Origin of the sequence: Cupriavidus sp. 2KB_3, assembly GCF_052115685.1 — a bacterium.
In the GTDB taxonomy this organism is placed as follows: domain Bacteria; phylum Pseudomonadota; class Gammaproteobacteria; order Burkholderiales; family Burkholderiaceae; genus Cupriavidus; species Cupriavidus campinensis.
Genome location: NZ_JBFRHD010000001.1, coordinates 279,912 through 298,249 on the forward strand (window position 1 = coordinate 279,912; position 18,338 = coordinate 298,249).

Here is an 18,338-nt window from a genome sequence, read left to right on the forward strand (position 1 = left end):
GGTTATCGGTACAGTACCGATACAGTTCAGCAGATCGTATTCAGTACAGTTGCGGGAGCACCACATGGAAGGCAGCGAAGCGGACCAAGGACGACACACCGGGCCAGACCGCAAGGATAGCGGAGGGCGCTCGGGTGCGTCAGGCGGCACACGGCCCTTGCGGCTGGTGATGCCGACGGCTGGCCACGAGCAGTTGCCGGACCCGATTCCCTCGGCCCAGATGACGCTGGTCGAGCAACTGACCGAATGGGCGCGGCTGCGCATCGACGAACGGGTGTTCCGGGCCGGCATGCGCATGCCGTCGATCCGGCAACTGGCCACCGAGAAGGGGATTTCGCGCTTCACGGTGGTGGAAGCCTACGAGCGGCTGGTGGCGCTGGGCTACCTGGAGTCGCGGCGCGGCTCCGGCTTCTATGTGCGCGAGCGCGTGGCGCATCCGTCCACGGCCGCCACGCCGCCTTCCAACGCCATCCGCAATATCGACGTGACCTGGCTGCTGCGCAGCATGTTCCACTCGGCGGAGAGCCACAAGGCGCCGGGCTGGGGCTTCCTGCCGAACGAGTGGCTGGACGGCGAGCTGATGTCCGGCGCGCTGCGCAGCCTGGGGCGGCAGCCGGGCAACCATTTTTTGTCGAGCGGCACGCCGCAGGGCTTCCTGCCGCTGCGCCAGCAACTGCGCACGCGGCTGGAGGAGCTGGAGATCGGCGTCACGCCGGACCAGATCGTCATGACGTCCGGCATCACGCAGGCGTTCGACCTGATCGCGCGGCAGTACCTGCACCCCGGCGATACCGTGCTGGTGGGCGATCCGGCCTGGTTCGTGATGTTCGCGCGCTTTGCCGCGCAGGGCGCCCACGTGATCGGCGTGCCTTACACCGCCGATGGCCCGGACCTGGAGGCGCTCGAGCGCGTGGTCCAGGCCCATCGGCCCAAGCTGTTCGTGGTCAATTCCGTGCTCCACAACCCCACGGGCACCTCGCTCTCCGCCGCGCGGGCCTTCCGGCTGCTGCAACTGGCCGAGCAGTACGACTTCCTGGTGGTGGAGGACGATATCTATTGCGATCTCTGCCCGCCCGGCCACGCCGCCACCCGGCTGGCCAGCCTTGACCAGCTGCGGCGGGTGATCTATCTCGGCAGCTTCTCCAAGACGCTGGCCGCCAACCTGCGCGTGGGGTTCATCGCCGCCAGCCCGGAGCTGGCCGTGACGCTGACCGATAACAAGCTGCTGACCGGCATGGCCACGCCGGAGATCAACGAGCGCGTGGTCTACAAGGTGCTGACCGAGGGCCACTACCGCAAGCACGTGGAGCGCGTGCGCGGCCGGCTGGACCGGGCGCGCGACGAGACCCGCCACCAGCTTGAGCGGCTGGGTTTGCGGATGTTCCCGGGCCAGCACGCCGGCATGTACCTGTGGGCAGATACGGGCGTGGACACCAATGTCATTGCTACGGCCGGGCACGAGGAGGGCTACCTGTTCGCCCCGGGCAGCCTGTTCTCGCCCAGCCAGATGCCATCCACGTGGACGCGCTTCAACGTGGCCAGCAGCGCCGACCCCGGCATGCTGCGCTTCCTGGCCGCGCAGATGGAGCGCTTGTCCGGCCAGCCGGCCTCCGCCGCCCCTACCGCCCCTACCGCCCACGCCCCCGCCCCCGCCGCCCCGGGGGCTTGAAAAACTGTCCGTCCATCCCGATTTGAAGGCCCATCGACCCCGTCCGCGCACCGCGCGCCGGGGCAACCCCGGATGTGCCCGCTTTGTTTTCAAGCTTTCAAGAGGAGAACCATGACCGCACCGCACGAAACGATGAGCTTCCAGGCGGAAGTGAAGCAGCTGCTGCACCTGATGATCCACTCGCTGTACAGCAACAAGGAAATCTTCCTGCGCGAGCTGGTGTCGAATGCTTCGGACGCCACTGACAAGCTGCGCTTCGAGGCGATTGCCAACCCGTCGCTGCTCGAGAACGATGCCGACCTGGCCATCCGGATCGAAGCCGACGCCGCCAGCCGCACGCTGAAGATCACCGACAACGGCATCGGCATGAGCCGCGACGAGGCGATCCGCAACCTCGGTACGATCGCGCGTTCCGGCACCAAGGAATTCTTCCAGCAGCTGTCCGGCGACCAGCAGAAGGACGCCGCGCTGATCGGCCAGTTCGGCGTGGGCTTCTACTCGGCCTTCATCGTCGCAGACAAGGTCACCGTGGAGACGCGCCGCGCCGGCGTGGCCGCCGAGGAAGCCGTGCGCTGGGAAAGCACCGGCGACGGCGAGTTCACGGTGGACGCCATCTCGCGCGCCGAGCGCGGCACCACCATCACGCTGCACCTGCGCGAGGGCGAGGACGACTTCCTGTCGTCATACCGCCTGCGCCACATCATCCAGAAGTATTCGGACCATATCTCGCTGCCGATCCGCATGCCCAAGGAAGAATGGGATGCCGAGGCCAGCGCCCACAAGGCCACGGGCGAGTGGGAGAGCGTGAACCAGGCCAGCGCGCTGTGGACGCGCGCCAAGTCCGACATCACCGACGAGCAGTACCAGGCGTTCTACCAGCACATCGCCCATGACCAGGAAGCCCCGCTGACCTGGACCCACAACCGCGTGGAAGGCCGCAGCGAGTACACCCAGCTGCTGTTCATCCCGGCGCGCGCCCCGTTCGACCTGTGGGACCGCAACCACAAGGCCGGCCTGAAGCTGTACGTGAAGCGCGTGTTCATCATGGACGACGCAGACCAGCTGCTGCCGTCTTACCTGCGCTGGGTCAAGGGCGTGGTGGATTCGGCGGACCTGCCGCTGAACGTCTCGCGCGAGTTGCTGCAGGAGAGCCGCGATGTGCGTGCGATCCGCGAGGGCAGCACCAAGCGCGTGCTGTCGATGCTCGAATCGCTGGCGGACAGCGAGGACGAAGCCGATCGCGCCAAGTACAAGACCTTCTGGGAGCAGTTCGGCCAGGTGCTCAAGGAAGGCATGGGCGAGGACCAGGCCAATGCCGAGCGCATCGCCAAGCTGCTGCGCTTCGCGTCCACCCACGGCGACACGGCCGAGCAGTCGGTCTCGCTGGGCGACTACGTGAGCCGCATGAAGGAAGGGCAGGACAAGGTCTACTACGTGACCGCCGACACCTGGGTCGCCGCCAAGTCGAGCCCGCATCTGGAAGTCTTCCGCAAGAAGGGCATCGAGGTGCTGCTGCTGACCGAGCGCGTGGACGAGTGGATGCTGTCCTACCTGCACGAGTTCGACGGCAAGGAACTGGTGTCCGTGGCCCGTGGCGACCTGGATCTGGGCGCGCTGGCCGACGAGGCGGAGAAGGCCGAGCAGGAGAAGGCTGAAACCGACTGGAAGGACGTGGTCGAACGTGCCAAGGGCGTGCTGGAAGGCAAGGCCAAGGACGTGCGCGTGACGCTGCGCCTGACCGAATCGGCCTCGTGCCTGGTGTCGGACGACGGCGACATGAGCGGCTACCTGCAACGCCTGCTCAAGCAGGCCGGCCAGAAGGCGCCCGACGCCCAGCCGATCCTGGAGCTGAACCCCGAGCACGCGCTGGTCAGGAAGCTGCGCGACGTGGCTGGCGACGAAGCTTTCGCCGACCGCGTGAGCGTCCTGTTCGACCAGGCCCTGCTGGCCGAGGGCGGCATGCTCGAAGACCCCGCCACCTACGTGCAACGCGTGAACCGCCTGCTGGCCTGAGGCCGGTTTGCGGCCCCGCTCCCGCCTGSGGGGGAGGGGCCGCCCGCCCGCGAAGATCCTCCCAAGATGACCACCAAACGCTGTTTCCCTCCGGTCGTCGATTCCCGCACCCGCATCCTCGTGCTTGGCAGCCTGCCGGGCGAGGTCTCGCTCGCCCAGAGCCAGTATTACGCGCACAAGCAGAACCGCTTCTGGCATCTGATGGGCGATGTGCTCGGGGTCGATCTGGTCGGGCTGGACTACCCTGGCCGCCTGCAAGCGCTGCAGGGGCATGGCGTGGGGCTGTGGGACGTGGTGGCCGAGGCGCGGCGCGATGGCAGCCTCGACAGCAATATCCGCGACCATGCCGGGAATGACCTGATCGGGCTGATCGGCACGCTGCCTGGCCTGCGGGCGATTGCCTTCAACGGTGGCACGGCGGCGAAGATCGGGGGGAAGGCGCTGGGGGCGCTGGGGGAGCATGGCGACCGCCATGCGATCCTGCGGCTGCCGTCGAGCAGTCCGGCCTATACGCTCGCGTATGCGCAGAAGCGGGTCGCGTGGCTGGCCTTGCGCGCCTGGCTGGACTGAATCGCCCAGCCAGGCGTGGGGCGTCTTCTTTCGATGACTAGGGGCGACGCCGCTCAGGCCGTCGTGTTGACGATGTTCCCGGTGCTGCTGCCGGCGGCCTGCTGAATGGCTTCGGCCAGCTTGGCGACGGCCTGCTGGAGCGACGCCGAGGTGGACGTCACGCCGGCCTGCAGCGCGGCCACGGTGCTGGCCTTGGTGCTGTCGTCCGCGCCGCTGTTCTGCGCGGCCTGGAGCTGCTGCATCTGGGCGGCCAGTTGCTTCTGCAGCGCTTCGATCTGCTGCTTCAGCGCCTTGATGACCGCCGAATCGCTGTCTTCGCTGCTGGCCGCGCTGCCGCTGGCGGCACCAGCACCGCCCACGCGGCCGGCGCCGGCCGGGCCCTGGATGGTGCCGCTGGCGCTGGCCGAGGACGTAGAGGCGGCCGAGTCCCCGGCTTCCGTGCTGCTGGCGGCGGCGGCTTGCGCCGCGTCGTCAGCCGGCGCGGTAAAGCGGCGGGTGTTGGTTACGTTGGCGTCACTGGCGGTGACGATCTGAGGGGTAACGCTGCTGATTGTTGTCATGTGCGTGGTTCCGATCGGGAGAGAGCCCACTCCTTCTTCGGCGCAAATCAGCAAAACTTTAGGCGTACCGGACAAGTCTCACCGCCAGTCACTTCTGTCACAATCGCGGCCATGGCCCGCCCGCGCGGCGGGCCGGCCTCCCAATTCGGTAAATTCCTATGTCCAGTCTCGGCCTTGGCGGTATTGGCGGTATCGGCCTGCATGTCATCGTCGCCATCTTCTTTGCGGTGCATGCGGTGCGCACGCACCAGAATATGTACTGGCTCCTGCTGCTGTTCCTGTTTCCGGGGCTCGGCAGCGTGGTCTATTTCTTCGCGGTCTACCTGCCCAGCCTGCGCCAGACGCGCGGGGCGCGGGCGGCGGGGCGGGCGATCCGGCAGATCGTGGATCCGAACCGTGCCGTGCGGGAGGCCCGCGACGCCTTCGACCGGGCGCCCACCGTGGACCACCGCATGCGCCTGGGCGCCGCATTGCTCGATGCCGGCCAGCCGGCCGAGGCGCTGACGCACTACCAGGCGGCTGCCAACGGCCCGTTCGCGTCCGATCCGGCCCTGCTGGAAGGGCTGGCGCGCGCCCAGGTGGCCACCGGCCAGCCCGCGCCCGCGCAGGCCACGCTGGAGACGCTGTTCTCGCACCACCCGCAGGCGCGCGAGCAGGCCACGCCGTCGCTGCTGTACGCCCAGGCACTGGCCGCCACCGGCGCGCCGGGCACGCGGGCCGCGTTCGAGCAGGCCCTGACCAGCGCCAGCGATGCCGCGCCGCGCTGCCTGTTTGCCGACTGGCTGGCGGCCCAGCCCGATGCCGCCGACCGCGAGCGCGCGAAAGTGCTCTATGCCGATATCGTCCATGACGCGCGCCACTGGCCGCGCCATGCCCGCGAACACAATCGCGAATGGCTCCAGCGCGCCCAGGCGGCGCTGGGCCAGTGATTCGCCCATGATCCGCGCCCTCGGCGCCTTGCTCTCTGCCATGACCCTTCTGAAACGCAAATCGATCGAGGCCGTGGCCTCGCGCCGTCCCGCCCGTGAACACCGTGATGCATCGCGCGGCAACCTGAACGCCCGGCAGGACTCCCGGCAGGACCCCCGCCACGAAGCGCGCATGAAACCGCGCTTTGCGCCGGTGACGTTCTCCGAGATGGATGGCGTGCGCTACCTGCATTTCGGCACCGAATGGGTCCAGGGCGCGATGCGCCTGCGCAAGCCGGACGCCATCGAGCTTGAATACGCGCAGCAGATGATGGCCTGGCTGCTGTTCCAGTCGCCCTCGGTCGATGACTTCCACGTGGTGCAGCTGGGCCTCGGGGCTGCCGCGCTGACCAAGTTCTGCCATCGCCAGTTCGCCCGCGCCAAGGTGACGGCGGTGGAGCTGAACCCGGCCGTGATCGTGGCCGGCCGCAGCATGTTTGGCCTGCGTGAGGACGATGCGCGCCTGACCGTGCGCGAGCAGGACGCCTGGGACTTCGTGATGGACAGCGCCAGCACGGCGGCCGTCGATACCCTCCAGGTGGACCTCTACGACGCCACCGCGCGGGGCCCGGTGCTGGACACCACGGCGTTCTACCGCGCCTGCCGCCGCGTGCTGAAGACGCCCGGCGTGATGACGATCAACCTGTTCGGCGACCACGAGAGCTTTCCGAAGAACATCGTGCGGATCTGCGATGCCTTCGACAACCGCGTGCTGGTCTTCCCGGAGGTGCACGACGGCAACATCATCGCCATGGCGTTCAACGGGCCGGCCATCGACGTGTCCTGGGAAACGCTGGAAGCGCGCGCAGACGTGGTGGAAGCCGCGACGAACCTGCCCGCCCGGGACTGGGTCAAGAAGCTGCGCGCGGCCAATGCCAATCAGGAAGAGCGGCTGGTGATCTGAGCGTTTTCCGAGAGAAAACGGTCATTCCTTGTGGAAGAACTGCGCCAGCGACCACTCGTCGGTACGGGCCTCGTAGCGCAGGCCCTTGCGCATCGCCCACATCGCCAGCTGGCTGTGCGAGGGGATGATGGCGTGGTCCGCCAGCGCGACCTTCGCTGCGGCGCGGGCGTTCTCCTCGCGCGCCTTGTCGCTGCTGACCGTGGTCAGTGACGTCTCGATCAGCTTGTCCAACTGCGGATTGCTGTACTTGCCCCAGTTCCAGGTGCCATAGCCGGTCTTCGGGTTTGGCGTGCCGGTAATCGAGCGCAGCGCCACGTCGGCTGCCGCCGAGCCCCATCCCAGCATCTGGAACGAGAACTCGCCCTGGCGCGCGCGCGTGAAGTAGGCCGCCACGGGCAGGGTCTCCACCTTGGTCTGGATGCCGATGCGGGTCAGCATGCTGGCCGTGGCCTGTGCCACCTGGGCGTCGTTGAGGTAGCGGTTGTTGGTGGCGTGCAGCGTCAGGGCGAAGCCGTCCGGGTAGCCGGCCTGGGCCAGCAGCTTCTTGGCGCCCTCCACGTCGTAGGCATCCGGCCTGGTGCCCGGATGGCCGAAGATCTGCGGCGAGACGATGGACGAGGCCGGCACCGCCAGCCCCTCCATGATGCGGCTGACGATGGCGTCCCGGTTCAGCGCGTGGCTCACGGCGGCCCGCACGCGGGCGTCCTTGAACGGGTTCCTGGCGAGCGGCTTGCCAGCCTTGTCGGTCACGAACGGCGAGTTGTCGCGCGACTGGTCCATCTGCCAGAAGATGGTGCGCCAGGACACCGTCTGCTCGATCTTGAACTTCGGATTTTGCTTAAGTTTGGCCACGTCTGCCGAGGGCACGCTCTCGATCACGTCCACGTCACCGGCCAGCAGCGCCGCGCTGCGTGCGCCGTTGTCGGTCAGTATGCGGAACACCGCGCGGTCCCAGTCCACCTTCGGCCCCCAGTAGTCGGGGTTCTTCGCCATCACGATTTCCTGCCCGCGCGCGAAGCGCACGAACTTGAACGGCCCGGTGCCGATCATCGCCTTGCCCGAGTCGAAATCGGCCTGGGTCAGCGTGGCGGCCACCTTCTTCGGCATGATCGGCACGCTGTTCAGGTCGTTGGCGAGGTTGGCGTAGTTCGGCACGCTCATGGTCAGGCGCACGGTGAGCGGGTCTGGCGTGTCGATGCGGGCGATCGGCTTGGTGTAGCTGGTGAACGAGCCGGGGCTGTTGGTCAGCTTGTCGGGCCGTTCCAGCGACGCCTTGACGTCCTCGCTCGTGAACGGCGTGCCGTCATGCCACTTCACGTTCGGGCGCAGCTTGATCTCCCACGTGATGGCGTTCACCGGCTTCCACGACAGCGCCAGCCCGGGGATGTAGCGCGCGTTCTTGTCCATGAACACCAGCGACTCGAAGATATGCAGCGCGATGGCGTTGTTCGGGCCCGCGTTGTTCCAGTGCGGGTCCATCGAGGTGACATCGGCAGCCAGGCCGATGCGCAGGTCCTCGGCGTGCGCGGCGCTTACCGGCAGCCCGGCGGATACCGCTACGGAGAGCAGGGCGCCCAGCAAGGCATGGCGGATCTTGGCGGAACGATGGCTTGCTTTCATCGACAGGCTCCTCGGGGTCGTGCGGGGATGGAATGTCATGCATTGTGCCGTCAAACGTACATGCCTGCGCGGGTTGGGGGGCTTCCCAGGCGATGGCAAGACAATGATGTGTTTTCGGCACTTTTTGGCTGCGACGCCTTCCGCCCCGTCGCGCCGATAAAAAAAACCCGCTTGCGCGGGTTTTTTGCTTTCGTCGAGCCGGCTCAGTGGAACAGCGGCTGCTGGGTCGGCGCGTCCTCGGGCAGTTCGGCGTGGACAATCTCGCCCGAACGGTCCGCATAGAGCGGCGTGCCGCAGTCCTCGCAGTACTCGGGGTCGAACAGCGCGGCGTGGCGGAAGATCTCCTCCACGCCGGCGTTGCGCAGCTCCTCGCAGATCTGCTCGAGCGGGTTGCCTTTCTCCTCGGCATCGACCTCGCCGGCCTCGCGGCCATAGACGGGCCAGACGATGCCGTAGATCACGTCCTTCTCGCCGCGCATGGTGAAGCCGACGCGGTATTCCTCGACCACTTCCTCGCCGAACGAGGCCACCACGGCCGCCAACTGGCCGGCGGGCACATCCAGCGTGCCGCACAGGTAGTTCACGGCGGCGCGCACGGTCAGCGGGCGGATGCTCTTGTCCGATTCGCGGCACGACAGGAAGAAGGCATCGGGCAGCAGCAGTTCGAACTCGCAGCCCGGCAGCAGCACGGCCACGGACGGCTGCACCTGCTGGCGCCATTGCTCCAGGCAGGTGGAGCGCTCGGCGTGGTGCTCCTTGGCATCTTCCTGCCAGCGGAACAGGGCGCCTTCGTGCGGCGCCACCACCACGGCCAGCAGGTAGCGCGGATCGGCCAGGATCGGGGCGGTCTCGGGCAGGTCGCGCAGGTCCACCTTGGGCACCGTCCCGGCCAGCGCCGCCGAGGCGAGCTTGTGGGTCAGCGCGAAGGTGTCGCTATGGGTGCGCGGGAGCTGGTCGATGCTGTACAGGTACGGCGACAGCGCCACCTGGGTCTGCGTGGCCAGCACGTGGGCCTGCAGGTGCACGGCCAGCGTCTGGGCCAGCTCGGGCTTGAGCGCGCCGGACGGAATCGCGTAGCGGGTATGGGCCAGGATCGGGGCGGCGATCAGCAGGGCGTCGTGACGCACGCCGTCGATCTCTAGCGTGGCAGACTCGGCCAGCGTCTCGGCCTGCTCGGCCAGCACGTCGGAGGCATCCGCATTGTGCTTGAACAGGTGTTCGAGCGCGGCGTCGAGGGCGGTCTGGCTGCCGTTCTTCAGGAGGCGGCCCAGGCGCTGCGACAGCCGCCGCTCCCAATACCCGTCCTCCATGCGGCTGCCCGAGGCGTCGAGCGCAAGCGCGTCGGCCACCAGTCGCTCGGCATCGGGCGAGAGTCGGGGGGAAGACTTGGGGCGAAAACCTGCCATATGTGAAGACCGTCCGTTTTACGTAAAACGGTATTCTACTCGCTGCGTTGACAAACACAGCGCCCCGCGGCGTTCCCGTCTTATTTCTGTGCGGGCGCTGCCGGGGTCTCGGTGGCGGCCGGGGCGTGGGTCTCGACACCGTGCTGCTCGCCGCCCATGGAGACGTCGCCGCCACCCTTCGTCAGCAGATACAGGGCGGCGCCGGCGACGACGATGAAAGCGATGAGGATCTTGACCATGGTGTCTCCAGTCGGTGCGGGGGCGTGCCTTGGCCGCGCCCGCTTATAGGGATGAACGCCGAATTGCGTAGGGGCCAGTCTGGCAGTGCAGCCTTGCGTGGAACTTACGCGCCGGATCGGGGATAACCCGCAAGCTGGCCCGGCGGCGCGCCGCCCGCCAGAAAAACGGCGCACCGTGGGGTGCGCCGTTGTCACTTCCTGGCCTGGGCCGGGACCGCTTACGCGGCCAGCAGCTGGCGCAGCACGAACGGCAGGATGCCGCCGTGGTTGTAATAGTCCACCTCGATCGGGGTGTCGATGCGCAGCAGCACCGGCACGCGCTGCGTATCGCCGTTGGCGCGATGGATCACCAGCACCACATCCTGCTGCGGCTTCAGGTCGCCCTCGATGCCTTCCACGTCGAAGGTCTCGTTGCCGATGATGCCGAGCGACTGCGCGCTGTCGCCGCCCTTGAACTGCAGGGGCAGCACGCCCATGCCGACCAGGTTCGAACGGTGGATCCGCTCGAAGCTGCGCGCCACCACGGCCTTCACGCCGAGCAGTTGCGTGCCCTTGGCCGCCCAGTCGCGCGAGGAACCCGTGCCGTATTCCTCGCCGCCGATCACCACCGTGGGCGTGCCCTCGGCGATGTACTTCATGGCGGCGTCGTAGATCGACATCTGCTCGCCGGTGGGCTGGTGCAGCGTCAGGCCGCCTTCCACGCGGGAGCCGTCGGCCTTGGGCGGAATCATCAGGTTCTTGATCCGCACGTTGGCGAACGTGCCGCGCATCATCACCTCATGGTTGCCGCGGCGCGAGCCGTAGCTGTTGAAGTCCGCCTTCAGCACGCCGTGCGCGAGCAGGTACTTGCCCGCCGGCGAGGTGTCCTTGATCGAGCCGGCCGGGGAGATGTGGTCGGTTGTCACGGAATCGCCGAACACGCCCAGCGCCCGCGCGCCGCGCACGCTGGCCGAGACCGCCTTGGGCTCGAGCTCGAAGTCCTGGAAGAACGGCGGTTCGGCGATGTAGGTGGAAGTCGGCCAGTCGTAGACCTGCCCCGTGGTGCCCTTGATGTTGGCCCACAGCTTGCTCGGCTTCTTGACCTGCTCGTAGTTCGTCTTGAATACCTTGGCATTCATCGCGAACTTCAGCAGCGCGTGGATTTCCTCGGACGACGGCCAGATATCGCCCAGCCAGATGTCCTTGCCGTTCTTGCCCTTGCCCACCGGTTCGGTCATCAGGTCGCGGGTGACGTTGCCGGCGATGGCGTAGGCCACCACCAACGGCGGCGAGGCGAGGAAGTTGGCGCGGATGTTCGGGTGGATGCGGGCCTCGAAGTTGCGGTTACCCGACAGCACGGCGGCCGCGACGATGTCGTTCTGGACGATGGCCTCGTTCAGCGCCGGGGTCAGGTCGCCCGCATTGCCGATGCAGGTGGTGCAGCCGTAGGCCGTCACGCCGAAGCCAAGCTTCTCCAGGTACGGCAGCAGGCCCGTGGCGGTCAGGTACTCGGTGACCACGCGGCTGCCCGGGGCCAGCGACGTCTTGATGTGCGGCGCCACGGTCAGGCCGGCTTCCACCGCCTTCTTGGCCAGCAGGCCGGCGGCCAGCAGCACGCTCGGGTTGGAGGTGTTCGTGCACGACGTGATGGCGGCGATCAGCACGTCGCCGCTCTTCACCTTCACGCCGTCGGCGTTGGTGTACTCGCGGTTCAGGTCGTCGGGGTCCTTGTTGAAGCCGTTCTCGGCCACGGGCTTGGAGAACAGCGAGGCGAAGGTGCTCTTGACGTTGCCGATCTCGATGCGGTCCTGCGGGCGCTTGGGGCCCGCCAGCGACGGCGCCACCGTGCCCAGGTCCAGCGTCAGCGTGGTGCTGTAGTCGATATCGCCGGCCATCGGCACGCCGAACATCTCCTGGGCGCGGAAGTAGCCCTCGAACGCGGCGATTTCCTCGTCGGTGCGGCCCGTGCCCTTGAAATAGTCGATGGTCTTCTCGTCCACCGGGAAAAAGCCCATCGTGGCGCCGTACTCGGGCGCCATGTTGCCGATGGTGGCGCGGTCCGGGGTGGTCAGGCTGGCGGTGCCTTCGCCGAAGAACTCGACAAACTTGCCCACGACCTTCTCGCGGCGCAGCATTTCGGTGATGGTCAGCACCAGGTCGGTGGCGGTCACGCCCTCGCGCAGGCGGCCTTTCAGTTCCACGCCGACCACGTCAGGCGTCAGGAAGTACACCGGCTGGCCAAGCATGCCGGCTTCGGCCTCGATACCACCCACGCCCCAGCCCACCACGCCGATGCCGTTGATCATCGTGGTATGCGAGTCGGTGCCAACGAGCGTGTCCGGATAGTAGACACCGTCCTTCTTGTGCACGCCGCGCGCCAGGTATTCCAGGTTCACCTGGTGGACGATGCCGAAGCCCGGCTGCACCACGCCGAAGGTGTCGAAGGCCTGCATGCCCCACTTCATGAACTGGTAGCGCTCGTTGTTGCGCTTGAATTCCAGCTGCATGTTCAGGTCGAGCGCCTTCTTCTCGCGGAAATGGTCGATCTGGACCGAGTGGTCCACCACCAGATCCACCGGAACCAGCGGCTCGATCTTCTTGGGGTTCTTGCCCATCTTCTCGGCCACGTTGCGCATCGCGGCCAGGTCGGCCAGCAGCGGCACGCCCGTGAAGTCCTGCAGCACCACACGCGCCACCACGAAGGGAATTTCGTCCACGCGGTCAGCGCGCGGCTTCCAGTGGGCCAGTTGCCGCACGTGTTCCTCGGTCACCTTCTTGCCGTCGCAGTTGCGCAGCACCGATTCCAGTACCAGCCGGATGGAGATCGGCAGCCGTTCGATCTTCACGCCCAGCGCCTTGCCCAACTGCGGCAGGGAATAGTACTGGCCGCGGCCGCCGGTGCCGAGCTTGAATTCCTTGAGAGTGTTATTGAGATTGTGGGGCATTGCCTGACTCCAATCGAGGGATGACGCGGGACGCGATTTTCTAAACTTTCTTCTTCTTCAGACCCCGGTGCACGAGAGGGTTCCGCCGCCTTGACGCGGCGCGGCCGGAGACTCCCCGGACGCGCACCGTGACAACAAACTCAACTGCCACGCGGCGAGGCGCCGCGCGAAGTACCGCAATGATCGCAAATTTACGACTTTACTGCTTCGGGGTGACCTGGGCAGCGGGGGCGGGCTGGGCTTCGGTAGTAGCCGGGGCCACCAGCAGCGGCGTGGCCACCGGCGCGCGCAGGGCGCCGGCCTGGGTCGGGGCCGAGCCACCGGCCAGCATGTCGGCGCTTTGGCATTCGTCGGCCAGGCGCTGGCCCATGTTCTTGTTGAACAGCATGGCCTTGCTCGGGATCACGACGAGGTCGAGGCCCGATTGCTGGTCGAAGTAGCGGTCGGCGCCGGTCACGGTGGACTGGCGCGGCAGGCGGTAGTCACGGCCTTGCCAGTGCACGGTCAGCACTTCGTCGCGCAGCATGTTGCCATTGATATAGATGACATTGCCCAGCTCGCACTGCCACTTCTCGCCGGACGGCGTGACCGGGGCTGCGGCGGTGGTCGTGGCCTTCTTGCTGGACTTGGCGGGCGCTTTCTTGGTCGCAGCCGGCTTCTTGGCGGGTTCCTGAGCCATGGCGGTGGAGGCGACGGTCAGCGAGAGGGCGCCGAGCAAGGAGGCGAGCACGATCTTTTTCATGGGTATTCCTTCCGGATTTGAATGATTACTGGGGGGCTCTAGTATTGGGCGGGGCCGGGTGCCCGTGGGCGGCCCGGCAACTTTCCGCCGCTATTCTCTACGATTTGCCTGACAGGGCGAAGTCCGTCATCTATTGGTTACACAATCGGAAATGTCTGGTTTGCCATGGGGCACTTCGGGCCGGAAAAGGGCAGTATCCGCGCGCGGAGGCGTCACCCGGGCCGCCATTCAGTCGAAGAACAGCTCGGCCGCTGCCGCCGGCAGGCTGGTGCCGGTGGCGTGGGCGCGTTGCAGCAGCGCCCAGTAATACCGGTAGCTGGCGCGGTCGTGCAGCTGGCCGTCATGGCGGATCGGGGCCCAGTTGTTCTCATGGGCCGCCAGCAGGATCTCGCTCGCCGCGCCGATCTCGGTATCGGTGGGGCGGAAAGCGGCCACGATCGGGGCGATCTGGCCCGGATGGATGCTCCACTTGCGCAGGTAGCCGAACTCGGCGCGGGCGCGGCTGGCGTCGTCGCCGGCACGCTGCGGATGCTGCACGTCGGTGCTGACGTTGTGCGACGGCACCTTGCCGTGGCGATGGCAGGCCGCCGAGATCTCGAGCATGGCGCGGCGGATCAGCGGATATTCGAACTGGCCCGGCGAGCGCATCGCATCGCCAGGAATGGCGCCGTGGTGGGCGGAGACGAAGTCCATCAGCCCGAAGCTGAGGCACTCCACCTGAACCAGCGCGGCGATGTCGAAGACCTGTTCAAGTGCTGCATGTGTCTCAATCAGCACATGGATCGGGATGTGCCGGGCAATGCCGGCACTGCGCGCCACATGGTTGACGTGGTCGGTCACGCGGGCGACTTCCACTACATCGGTCACCTTCGGGACCACCACATAGGCCAGGCGCGCGCCGGCGGCGGCCACCAGGATGTCGATGTCCTCGCGCCAGTGCGGGTGGGCGGGGTCGTGGATGCGCACGCCCACGCGGTTGTGGACGTTCTCGGGGCTGTTGATCAGCTGGGCGCACAGCGTGGCGTGCTCGCGCTCGAGGCCGACGGCGGCGCCGTCCTCGCAATCGAACGTGATGTCGAACACGGGCCCAAGCTCTTGCTGCAGGGCCAGCGACTTGCGCATGAGCTTTTCGCTGCCGGCATAGTGGTCACACACCGGCAACTGGACCGGGATGGCTTCGCCCTGGAACAAGACCTCGGAAGGATGCACGTTGAATACTTATGGAGTGGGGGGTAATTGACGAGACAAAGCCCGCGCCCATGAAAAAACCGGGGTCCGCGCCGATTGTTGCATCGATGCGGGACCCCGGTTCGTCATGCGCGGGAAGCTCCGGAGGATCAGCCCAGCAGATGCTGCACGCCGGCCTTTTCTTCTTCCAGTTCCTTCAGGGTGATGTTGATCTTTTCCTGGCTGTAGGCGTCGATCTCCAGACCCTTCACGATTTCATACTTGCCGTTGGCCGTGGTCACCGGGTAGCCGAACATGGTGTCGGCCGGGATGCCGTATTCGCCGTTCGACGGGATACCCATCGTGACGACCTTGCCGTTCGAGCCCAGCACCCAGTCGTGCACGTGGTCGATGGCGGCGTTGGCGGCCGAGGCAGCCGACGACAGGCCGCGCGCCTCGATGATGGCGGCGCCGCGCTTGCCGACGGTCGGCAGGAACACGTCGTTGTTCCAGACCGGGTCGTTGATCATGTCCTTGACGCTCTTGCCGTCCACGGTGGCGTAGCGGTAGTCGGCGTACATGGTCGGGCTGTGGTTGCCCCACACGAACATCTTCTCGATCGACGACACCGGCTTGCCGGTCTTGGCGGCGATCTGCGACAGCGCACGGTTGTGGTCCAGGCGCAGCATCGCGGTGAAGTTCTCGCGCGGCAGGCTCGGGGCCGACTTCATGGCGATGTAGGCGTTGGTGTTGGCCGGGTTGCCCACCACCAGCACCTTGACGTTGCGGCTTGCCACTTCGTCGAGCGCCTTGCCCTGCACCGTGAAGATCTGGGCGTTGGCTTCGAGCAGGTCCTTGCGTTCCATGCCCTTGCTACGGGGACGGGCGCCAACCAGCAGGGCCACATCGGCGTCCTTGAAGGCAACCTTGGGGTCATCGGTGATGACCACGCCAGCCAGCAGCGGGAACGCGCAGTCTTCCAGTTCCATCACCACGCCCTTGACGGCGGCCTGGGCTTGCGGGAGGTCGAGCAGTTGGAGGATGACCGGCTGGTCTTTGCCGAGCATGTCGCCGTTGGCGATGCGGAACAGCAGGGAATAGCCGATCTGGCCAGCGGCGCCGGTCACTGCGACGCGCATTGGGGCTTTAGCCATGAGTAAATCTCCAAACGAAAAGAGGGGTAACCGGTCAGTGGCGCCTGCCGCATGGGGCGGGCGCGTCGCGTGTCGCCACGGGGCAGGCTGGCGTCCGCCGCGTCGAGGGCGACAAGGCGTAAGTCTACTACTGCTATGTGGTGCGCCGCATCCCGAACGGTGCCGCGATGCCCGAAGCCGGGTCTCGCGGGGGATGGCGGCCGGGGGCGGCGGCGCGGACTGCGCGAGTGTAGGACGGCCCTCCGTGACTGTCAATTTATATGTCTTATATAAGACATAAGACATTTCATAGCGTGCTGGACGCGATTCTCGATTTTGTGGTGAAATCCGGGCTATGTCATCCCTGCCCACGTCCCTGTCCGCCGCAGCCGGCAACGGCGCGCCGGAATCTGGCACCCCTCAGAGCGGTGCCGGGGCGCAGCCGCCCGCCGCCAATGCGCCGGCCGCCGGCCCGGCCAATCCCTCGCCCACGTTCAGTCCGCTCTACCAGCAGATCAAGGCCCTGATTACCCAGAGCCTGCAGTCCGGCGAATGGAAACCGGGCGAGATGATCCCGAGCGAGATGGACCTGGCCGCGCGCTACAAGGTCAGCCAGGGCACGGTGCGCAAGGCCATCGACGAACTGGCCGCCGAGAACCTGGTGGCGCGCCGGCAGGGCAAGGGCACTTTCGTGACCACGCACTACGAGGACGTGGTCAAGTTCCGTTTCCTGCGGCTAGTGCCCGACGAGGGCGAGCCGCACTATGGCGCGAGCCGCGTGCTGGAGTGCAAGCGCCTGCGCGCGCCGGCCGAGATCGCGCGGCTGCTGGATATCCGCACCGGCGACAGCGTCGTGCAGATCCGCCGCGTGCTGACGTTTTCGAATGAAGCCACGGTGCTGGACGAGATCTGGCTGCTGGGCACCAATTTCAAAGGACTGACAGCCGAGAAGCTCAACGAGTGGAAGGGCCCGATGTACGCGTTGTTCGAGGCCGAGTTCGGCACGCGCATGATCCGCGCCACGGAAAAGATTCGGGCGGTATCTGCCGATAATACGGCGGCCGAACTGCTGTCCGTGGCCCCGGGTACGCCGCTGCTGTCGGTGGAGCGGGTGTCGTTCACCTATGGCGACCGGCCGGTGGAAGTCCGCCGCGGGCTGTATGTGACCACGCGGCACTATTACCAGAATGACTTGAGTTAATGCATGGTGGCGATGATCGCCGGGTCAGGGGCGCGATTATTGCGGCGCCTGCGGATTACCCGTGCCGACCGTTGCGACCATTGAATGGAATCGTCAGGAATGCGCCGGGGAGAAGTCCGATCCGGTGTGGTGCGCGGAGAATTGCGTGCGATTGTCGGGCACGCCGGGTTGGTGCGCGATAGCTGAAAATTATTGGTGCGGCGCGCAACAAAGGCGCTAAAATCATGTGGATTTGCTCCAGTGCATTCATTTGCATCCAGCGCTACCCACGCGCAGGATCCAAACCGGTGCGCACCGGAAGGCGGGTGTGTCCCGTGCCTTCAAGGTACCCGGAGTCGCCTCACTGCGCAATCGCGTAGCGATCCGGTGAAACCCGGAGCAATGGCAGTTTTCGTTCTTTTGCAGTTTTTTTTCTACCGCAAATGGGGTCTCGCATGGCTGAAGCCGTCAAACAAGCCAGGCCGGAGTTCCGGAATATCGGTATTGCGCAGATCGCGCGCTATCGGTTGCCCTGGGCCGGCAAGGTATCCATCCTGCATCGCGTCAGCGGTGCATTGATGTTCCTCCTCCTTCCGTTCGTTCTGTACCTGTTTGAGCAGAGCGTCACGTCCGAGCTGAGCTTCGCCAAGTTCTCGGCACTGCTGTCCAACGGCTTCGTCAAACTGGTCATCCTGGCGCTGATCTGGGGTTACCTGCATCACTTCTGCGCCGGCATCCGCTTCCTGCTGCTGGACGTACACGTCGGCGTGGCAAAGCCCACGTCCGCCAAGTCGGCCATCGCGGTGCTCGTCGTCAGCCTGCTGCTCACCCTGATTTTCGGGCTGAAGCTATTCGGCCTGTTCTGAGGAGAATCAAGGTGGCAAACAATAATATCGGTCCCAAGCGTCTTGTTGTCGGTGCGCACTACGGTCTGAAAGACTGGCTGGCGCAGCGCGTGACCGCCGTGATCATGGTGCTGTTCACCGTGATCCTGGCGGGTGTGTACCTGGCTTTCGGCAATCCGTCGTACGAAGGCTGGGCAGGTCTCTTCTCCAACCAGTGGATGAAGATCCTGACGTTCCTCACCATCCTCTCGCTGCTGTATCACGCCTGGTTCGGTGTGCGCGACATCTGGATGGACTATGTGAAGCCGATGGCCGTGCGCCTCGTGCTGCAAGTTCTTACGATTCTGTGGCTCGTCGGTTGTGCGGGCTACGCTGCTCAGATTCTCTGGAGGGTGTAA

At 66.2% G+C, this 18,338-nt stretch carries 16 protein-coding genes; 8 read left to right on the forward strand and 8 right to left on the reverse strand.

Features of this window, described 5'->3' with window-relative positions:
• Positions 1 to 169 precede the first annotated feature (169 nt).
• The 3 genes from AB4120_RS01320 to AB4120_RS01330 all read left to right on the forward strand — a co-directional run bounded on the left by AB4120_RS01320 (position 170) and on the right by AB4120_RS01330 (position 4,252).
• The gene (locus AB4120_RS01320; protein ID WP_441641794.1) at positions 170 to 1,669 is read left to right on the forward strand and encodes an aminotransferase-like domain-containing protein; all 1,500 of its coding nucleotides are present in this window, start codon (positions 170 to 172) and stop codon (positions 1,667 to 1,669) included.
• A gap of 111 nt (positions 1,670 to 1,780) precedes the next feature.
• On the forward strand, positions 1,781 to 3,682 hold the full coding sequence (gene htpG, locus AB4120_RS01325; protein ID WP_149135533.1) for a molecular chaperone HtpG: 1,902 nt from the start codon (positions 1,781 to 1,783) through the stop codon (positions 3,680 to 3,682).
• A 66-nt stretch (positions 3,683 to 3,748) separates the two neighbouring features.
• Complete coding sequence (locus AB4120_RS01330; RefSeq protein WP_441641763.1) at positions 3,749 to 4,252, forward strand: DNA-deoxyinosine glycosylase; 504 nt, start codon at positions 3,749 to 3,751, stop codon at positions 4,250 to 4,252.
• Between the two features lie 53 nt (positions 4,253 to 4,305).
• On the opposite strand, the gene AB4120_RS01335 is transcribed toward AB4120_RS01330, so the two are convergent.
• Entirely contained in the window at positions 4,306 to 4,812 is a 507-nt protein-coding gene (locus AB4120_RS01335) for a hypothetical protein (RefSeq protein WP_144199453.1), read from the reverse strand.
• A 158-nt stretch (positions 4,813 to 4,970) separates the two neighbouring features.
• On the opposite strand from AB4120_RS01335, the gene AB4120_RS01340 reads away from it, so the two are divergent.
• Both AB4120_RS01340 and AB4120_RS01345 read left to right on the forward strand, forming a co-directional pair.
• A complete protein-coding gene (locus AB4120_RS01340) occupies positions 4,971 to 5,741 on the forward strand; it encodes a tetratricopeptide repeat protein (RefSeq protein WP_149135536.1) in 771 nt (256 codons plus the stop codon).
• Positions 5,742 to 5,781: 40 nt separating this feature from the next.
• The gene (locus AB4120_RS01345; protein ID WP_149135537.1) at positions 5,782 to 6,684 is read left to right on the forward strand and encodes a spermidine synthase; all 903 of its coding nucleotides are present in this window, start codon (positions 5,782 to 5,784) and stop codon (positions 6,682 to 6,684) included.
• Positions 6,685 to 6,705: 21 nt separating this feature from the next.
• Here AB4120_RS01345 and AB4120_RS01350 read toward each other — a convergent pair whose 3' ends face one another.
• From AB4120_RS01350 to AB4120_RS01380, 7 genes are all read right to left on the reverse strand, one after another.
• Complete coding sequence (locus tag AB4120_RS01350) at positions 6,706 to 8,304, reverse strand: ABC transporter substrate-binding protein (protein ID WP_149135538.1); 1,599 nt, start codon at positions 8,302 to 8,304, stop codon at positions 6,706 to 6,708.
• Between the two features lie 203 nt (positions 8,305 to 8,507).
• Complete coding sequence (locus tag AB4120_RS01355; RefSeq protein WP_144199444.1) at positions 8,508 to 9,710, reverse strand: DUF2863 family protein; 1,203 nt, start codon at positions 9,708 to 9,710, stop codon at positions 8,508 to 8,510.
• Between the two features lie 80 nt (positions 9,711 to 9,790).
• Entirely contained in the window at positions 9,791 to 9,949 is a 159-nt protein-coding gene (locus AB4120_RS01360) for a hypothetical protein (RefSeq protein ID WP_186296886.1), read from the reverse strand.
• Positions 9,950 to 10,167: 218 nt separating this feature from the next.
• Positions 10,168 to 12,873 carry an aconitate hydratase AcnA gene (gene acnA / locus AB4120_RS01365; protein ID WP_441641764.1) on the reverse strand — a complete coding sequence of 902 codons (2,706 nt, stop codon included), beginning with the start codon at positions 12,871 to 12,873 and terminating at the stop codon, positions 10,168 to 10,170.
• A gap of 199 nt (positions 12,874 to 13,072) precedes the next feature.
• On the reverse strand, positions 13,073 to 13,615 hold the full coding sequence (locus AB4120_RS01370) for a hypothetical protein (protein ID WP_149135540.1): 543 nt from the start codon (positions 13,613 to 13,615) through the stop codon (positions 13,073 to 13,075).
• Between the two features lie 228 nt (positions 13,616 to 13,843).
• On the reverse strand, positions 13,844 to 14,824 hold the full coding sequence (locus AB4120_RS01375) for an HpcH/HpaI aldolase/citrate lyase family protein (protein WP_149135541.1): 981 nt from the start codon (positions 14,822 to 14,824) through the stop codon (positions 13,844 to 13,846).
• Between the two features lie 128 nt (positions 14,825 to 14,952).
• On the reverse strand, positions 14,953 to 15,936 hold the full coding sequence (locus AB4120_RS01380) for a malate dehydrogenase (RefSeq protein ID WP_144199436.1): 984 nt from the start codon (positions 15,934 to 15,936) through the stop codon (positions 14,953 to 14,955).
• A 334-nt stretch (positions 15,937 to 16,270) separates the two neighbouring features.
• Between AB4120_RS01380 and AB4120_RS01385 the strand changes: the two genes are divergently transcribed.
• The 3 genes from AB4120_RS01385 to sdhD all read left to right on the forward strand — a co-directional run bounded on the left by AB4120_RS01385 (position 16,271) and on the right by sdhD (position 18,338).
• Positions 16,271 to 17,116: a GntR family transcriptional regulator gene (locus AB4120_RS01385; RefSeq protein WP_149135542.1), complete on the forward strand. Its 846-nt coding sequence runs from the start codon at positions 16,271 to 16,273 to the stop codon at positions 17,114 to 17,116.
• A 434-nt stretch (positions 17,117 to 17,550) separates the two neighbouring features.
• Entirely contained in the window at positions 17,551 to 17,961 is a 411-nt protein-coding gene (sdhC, locus tag AB4120_RS01390; protein ID WP_144199432.1) for a succinate dehydrogenase, cytochrome b556 subunit, read from the forward strand.
• 11 nt (positions 17,962 to 17,972) lie between these two features.
• The gene (gene sdhD, locus AB4120_RS01395) at positions 17,973 to 18,338 is read left to right on the forward strand and encodes a succinate dehydrogenase, hydrophobic membrane anchor protein (RefSeq protein ID WP_092290168.1); all 366 of its coding nucleotides are present in this window, start codon (positions 17,973 to 17,975) and stop codon (positions 18,336 to 18,338) included.

Excerpts from the sequence above, each read along its gene's own strand:
- AB4120_RS01320 (WP_441641794.1), top strand. The coding sequence starts at position 170 with ATGCCGACGGCTGGCCACGAGCAGTTGCCGGACCCGATTCCCTCGGCC.
- htpG (WP_149135533.1), top strand. The coding sequence starts at position 1,781 with ATGACCGCACCGCACGAAACGATGAGCTTCCAGGCGGAAGTGAAGCAG.
- AB4120_RS01330 (WP_441641763.1), top strand. The coding sequence starts at position 3,749 with ATGACCACCAAACGCTGTTTCCCTCCGGTCGTCGATTCCCGCACCCGC.
- AB4120_RS01335 (WP_144199453.1), bottom strand. The coding sequence starts at position 4,812 with ATGACAACAATCAGCAGCGTTACCCCTCAGATCGTCACCGCCAGTGAC.
- AB4120_RS01340 (WP_149135536.1), top strand. The coding sequence starts at position 4,971 with ATGTCCAGTCTCGGCCTTGGCGGTATTGGCGGTATCGGCCTGCATGTC.
- AB4120_RS01345 (WP_149135537.1), top strand. The coding sequence starts at position 5,782 with ATGACCCTTCTGAAACGCAAATCGATCGAGGCCGTGGCCTCGCGCCGT.
- AB4120_RS01350 (WP_149135538.1), bottom strand. The coding sequence starts at position 8,304 with ATGAAAGCAAGCCATCGTTCCGCCAAGATCCGCCATGCCTTGCTGGGC.
- AB4120_RS01355 (WP_144199444.1), bottom strand. The coding sequence starts at position 9,710 with ATGGCAGGTTTTCGCCCCAAGTCTTCCCCCCGACTCTCGCCCGATGCC.
- AB4120_RS01360 (WP_186296886.1), bottom strand. The coding sequence starts at position 9,949 with ATGGTCAAGATCCTCATCGCTTTCATCGTCGTCGCCGGCGCCGCCCTG.
- acnA (WP_441641764.1), bottom strand. The coding sequence starts at position 12,873 with ATGCCCCACAATCTCAATAACACTCTCAAGGAATTCAAGCTCGGCACC.
- AB4120_RS01370 (WP_149135540.1), bottom strand. The coding sequence starts at position 13,615 with ATGAAAAAGATCGTGCTCGCCTCCTTGCTCGGCGCCCTCTCGCTGACC.
- AB4120_RS01380 (WP_144199436.1), bottom strand. The coding sequence starts at position 15,936 with ATGGCTAAAGCCCCAATGCGCGTCGCAGTGACCGGCGCCGCTGGCCAG.
- AB4120_RS01385 (WP_149135542.1), top strand. The coding sequence starts at position 16,271 with ATGTCATCCCTGCCCACGTCCCTGTCCGCCGCAGCCGGCAACGGCGCG.
- sdhC (WP_144199432.1), top strand. The coding sequence starts at position 17,551 with ATGGCTGAAGCCGTCAAACAAGCCAGGCCGGAGTTCCGGAATATCGGT.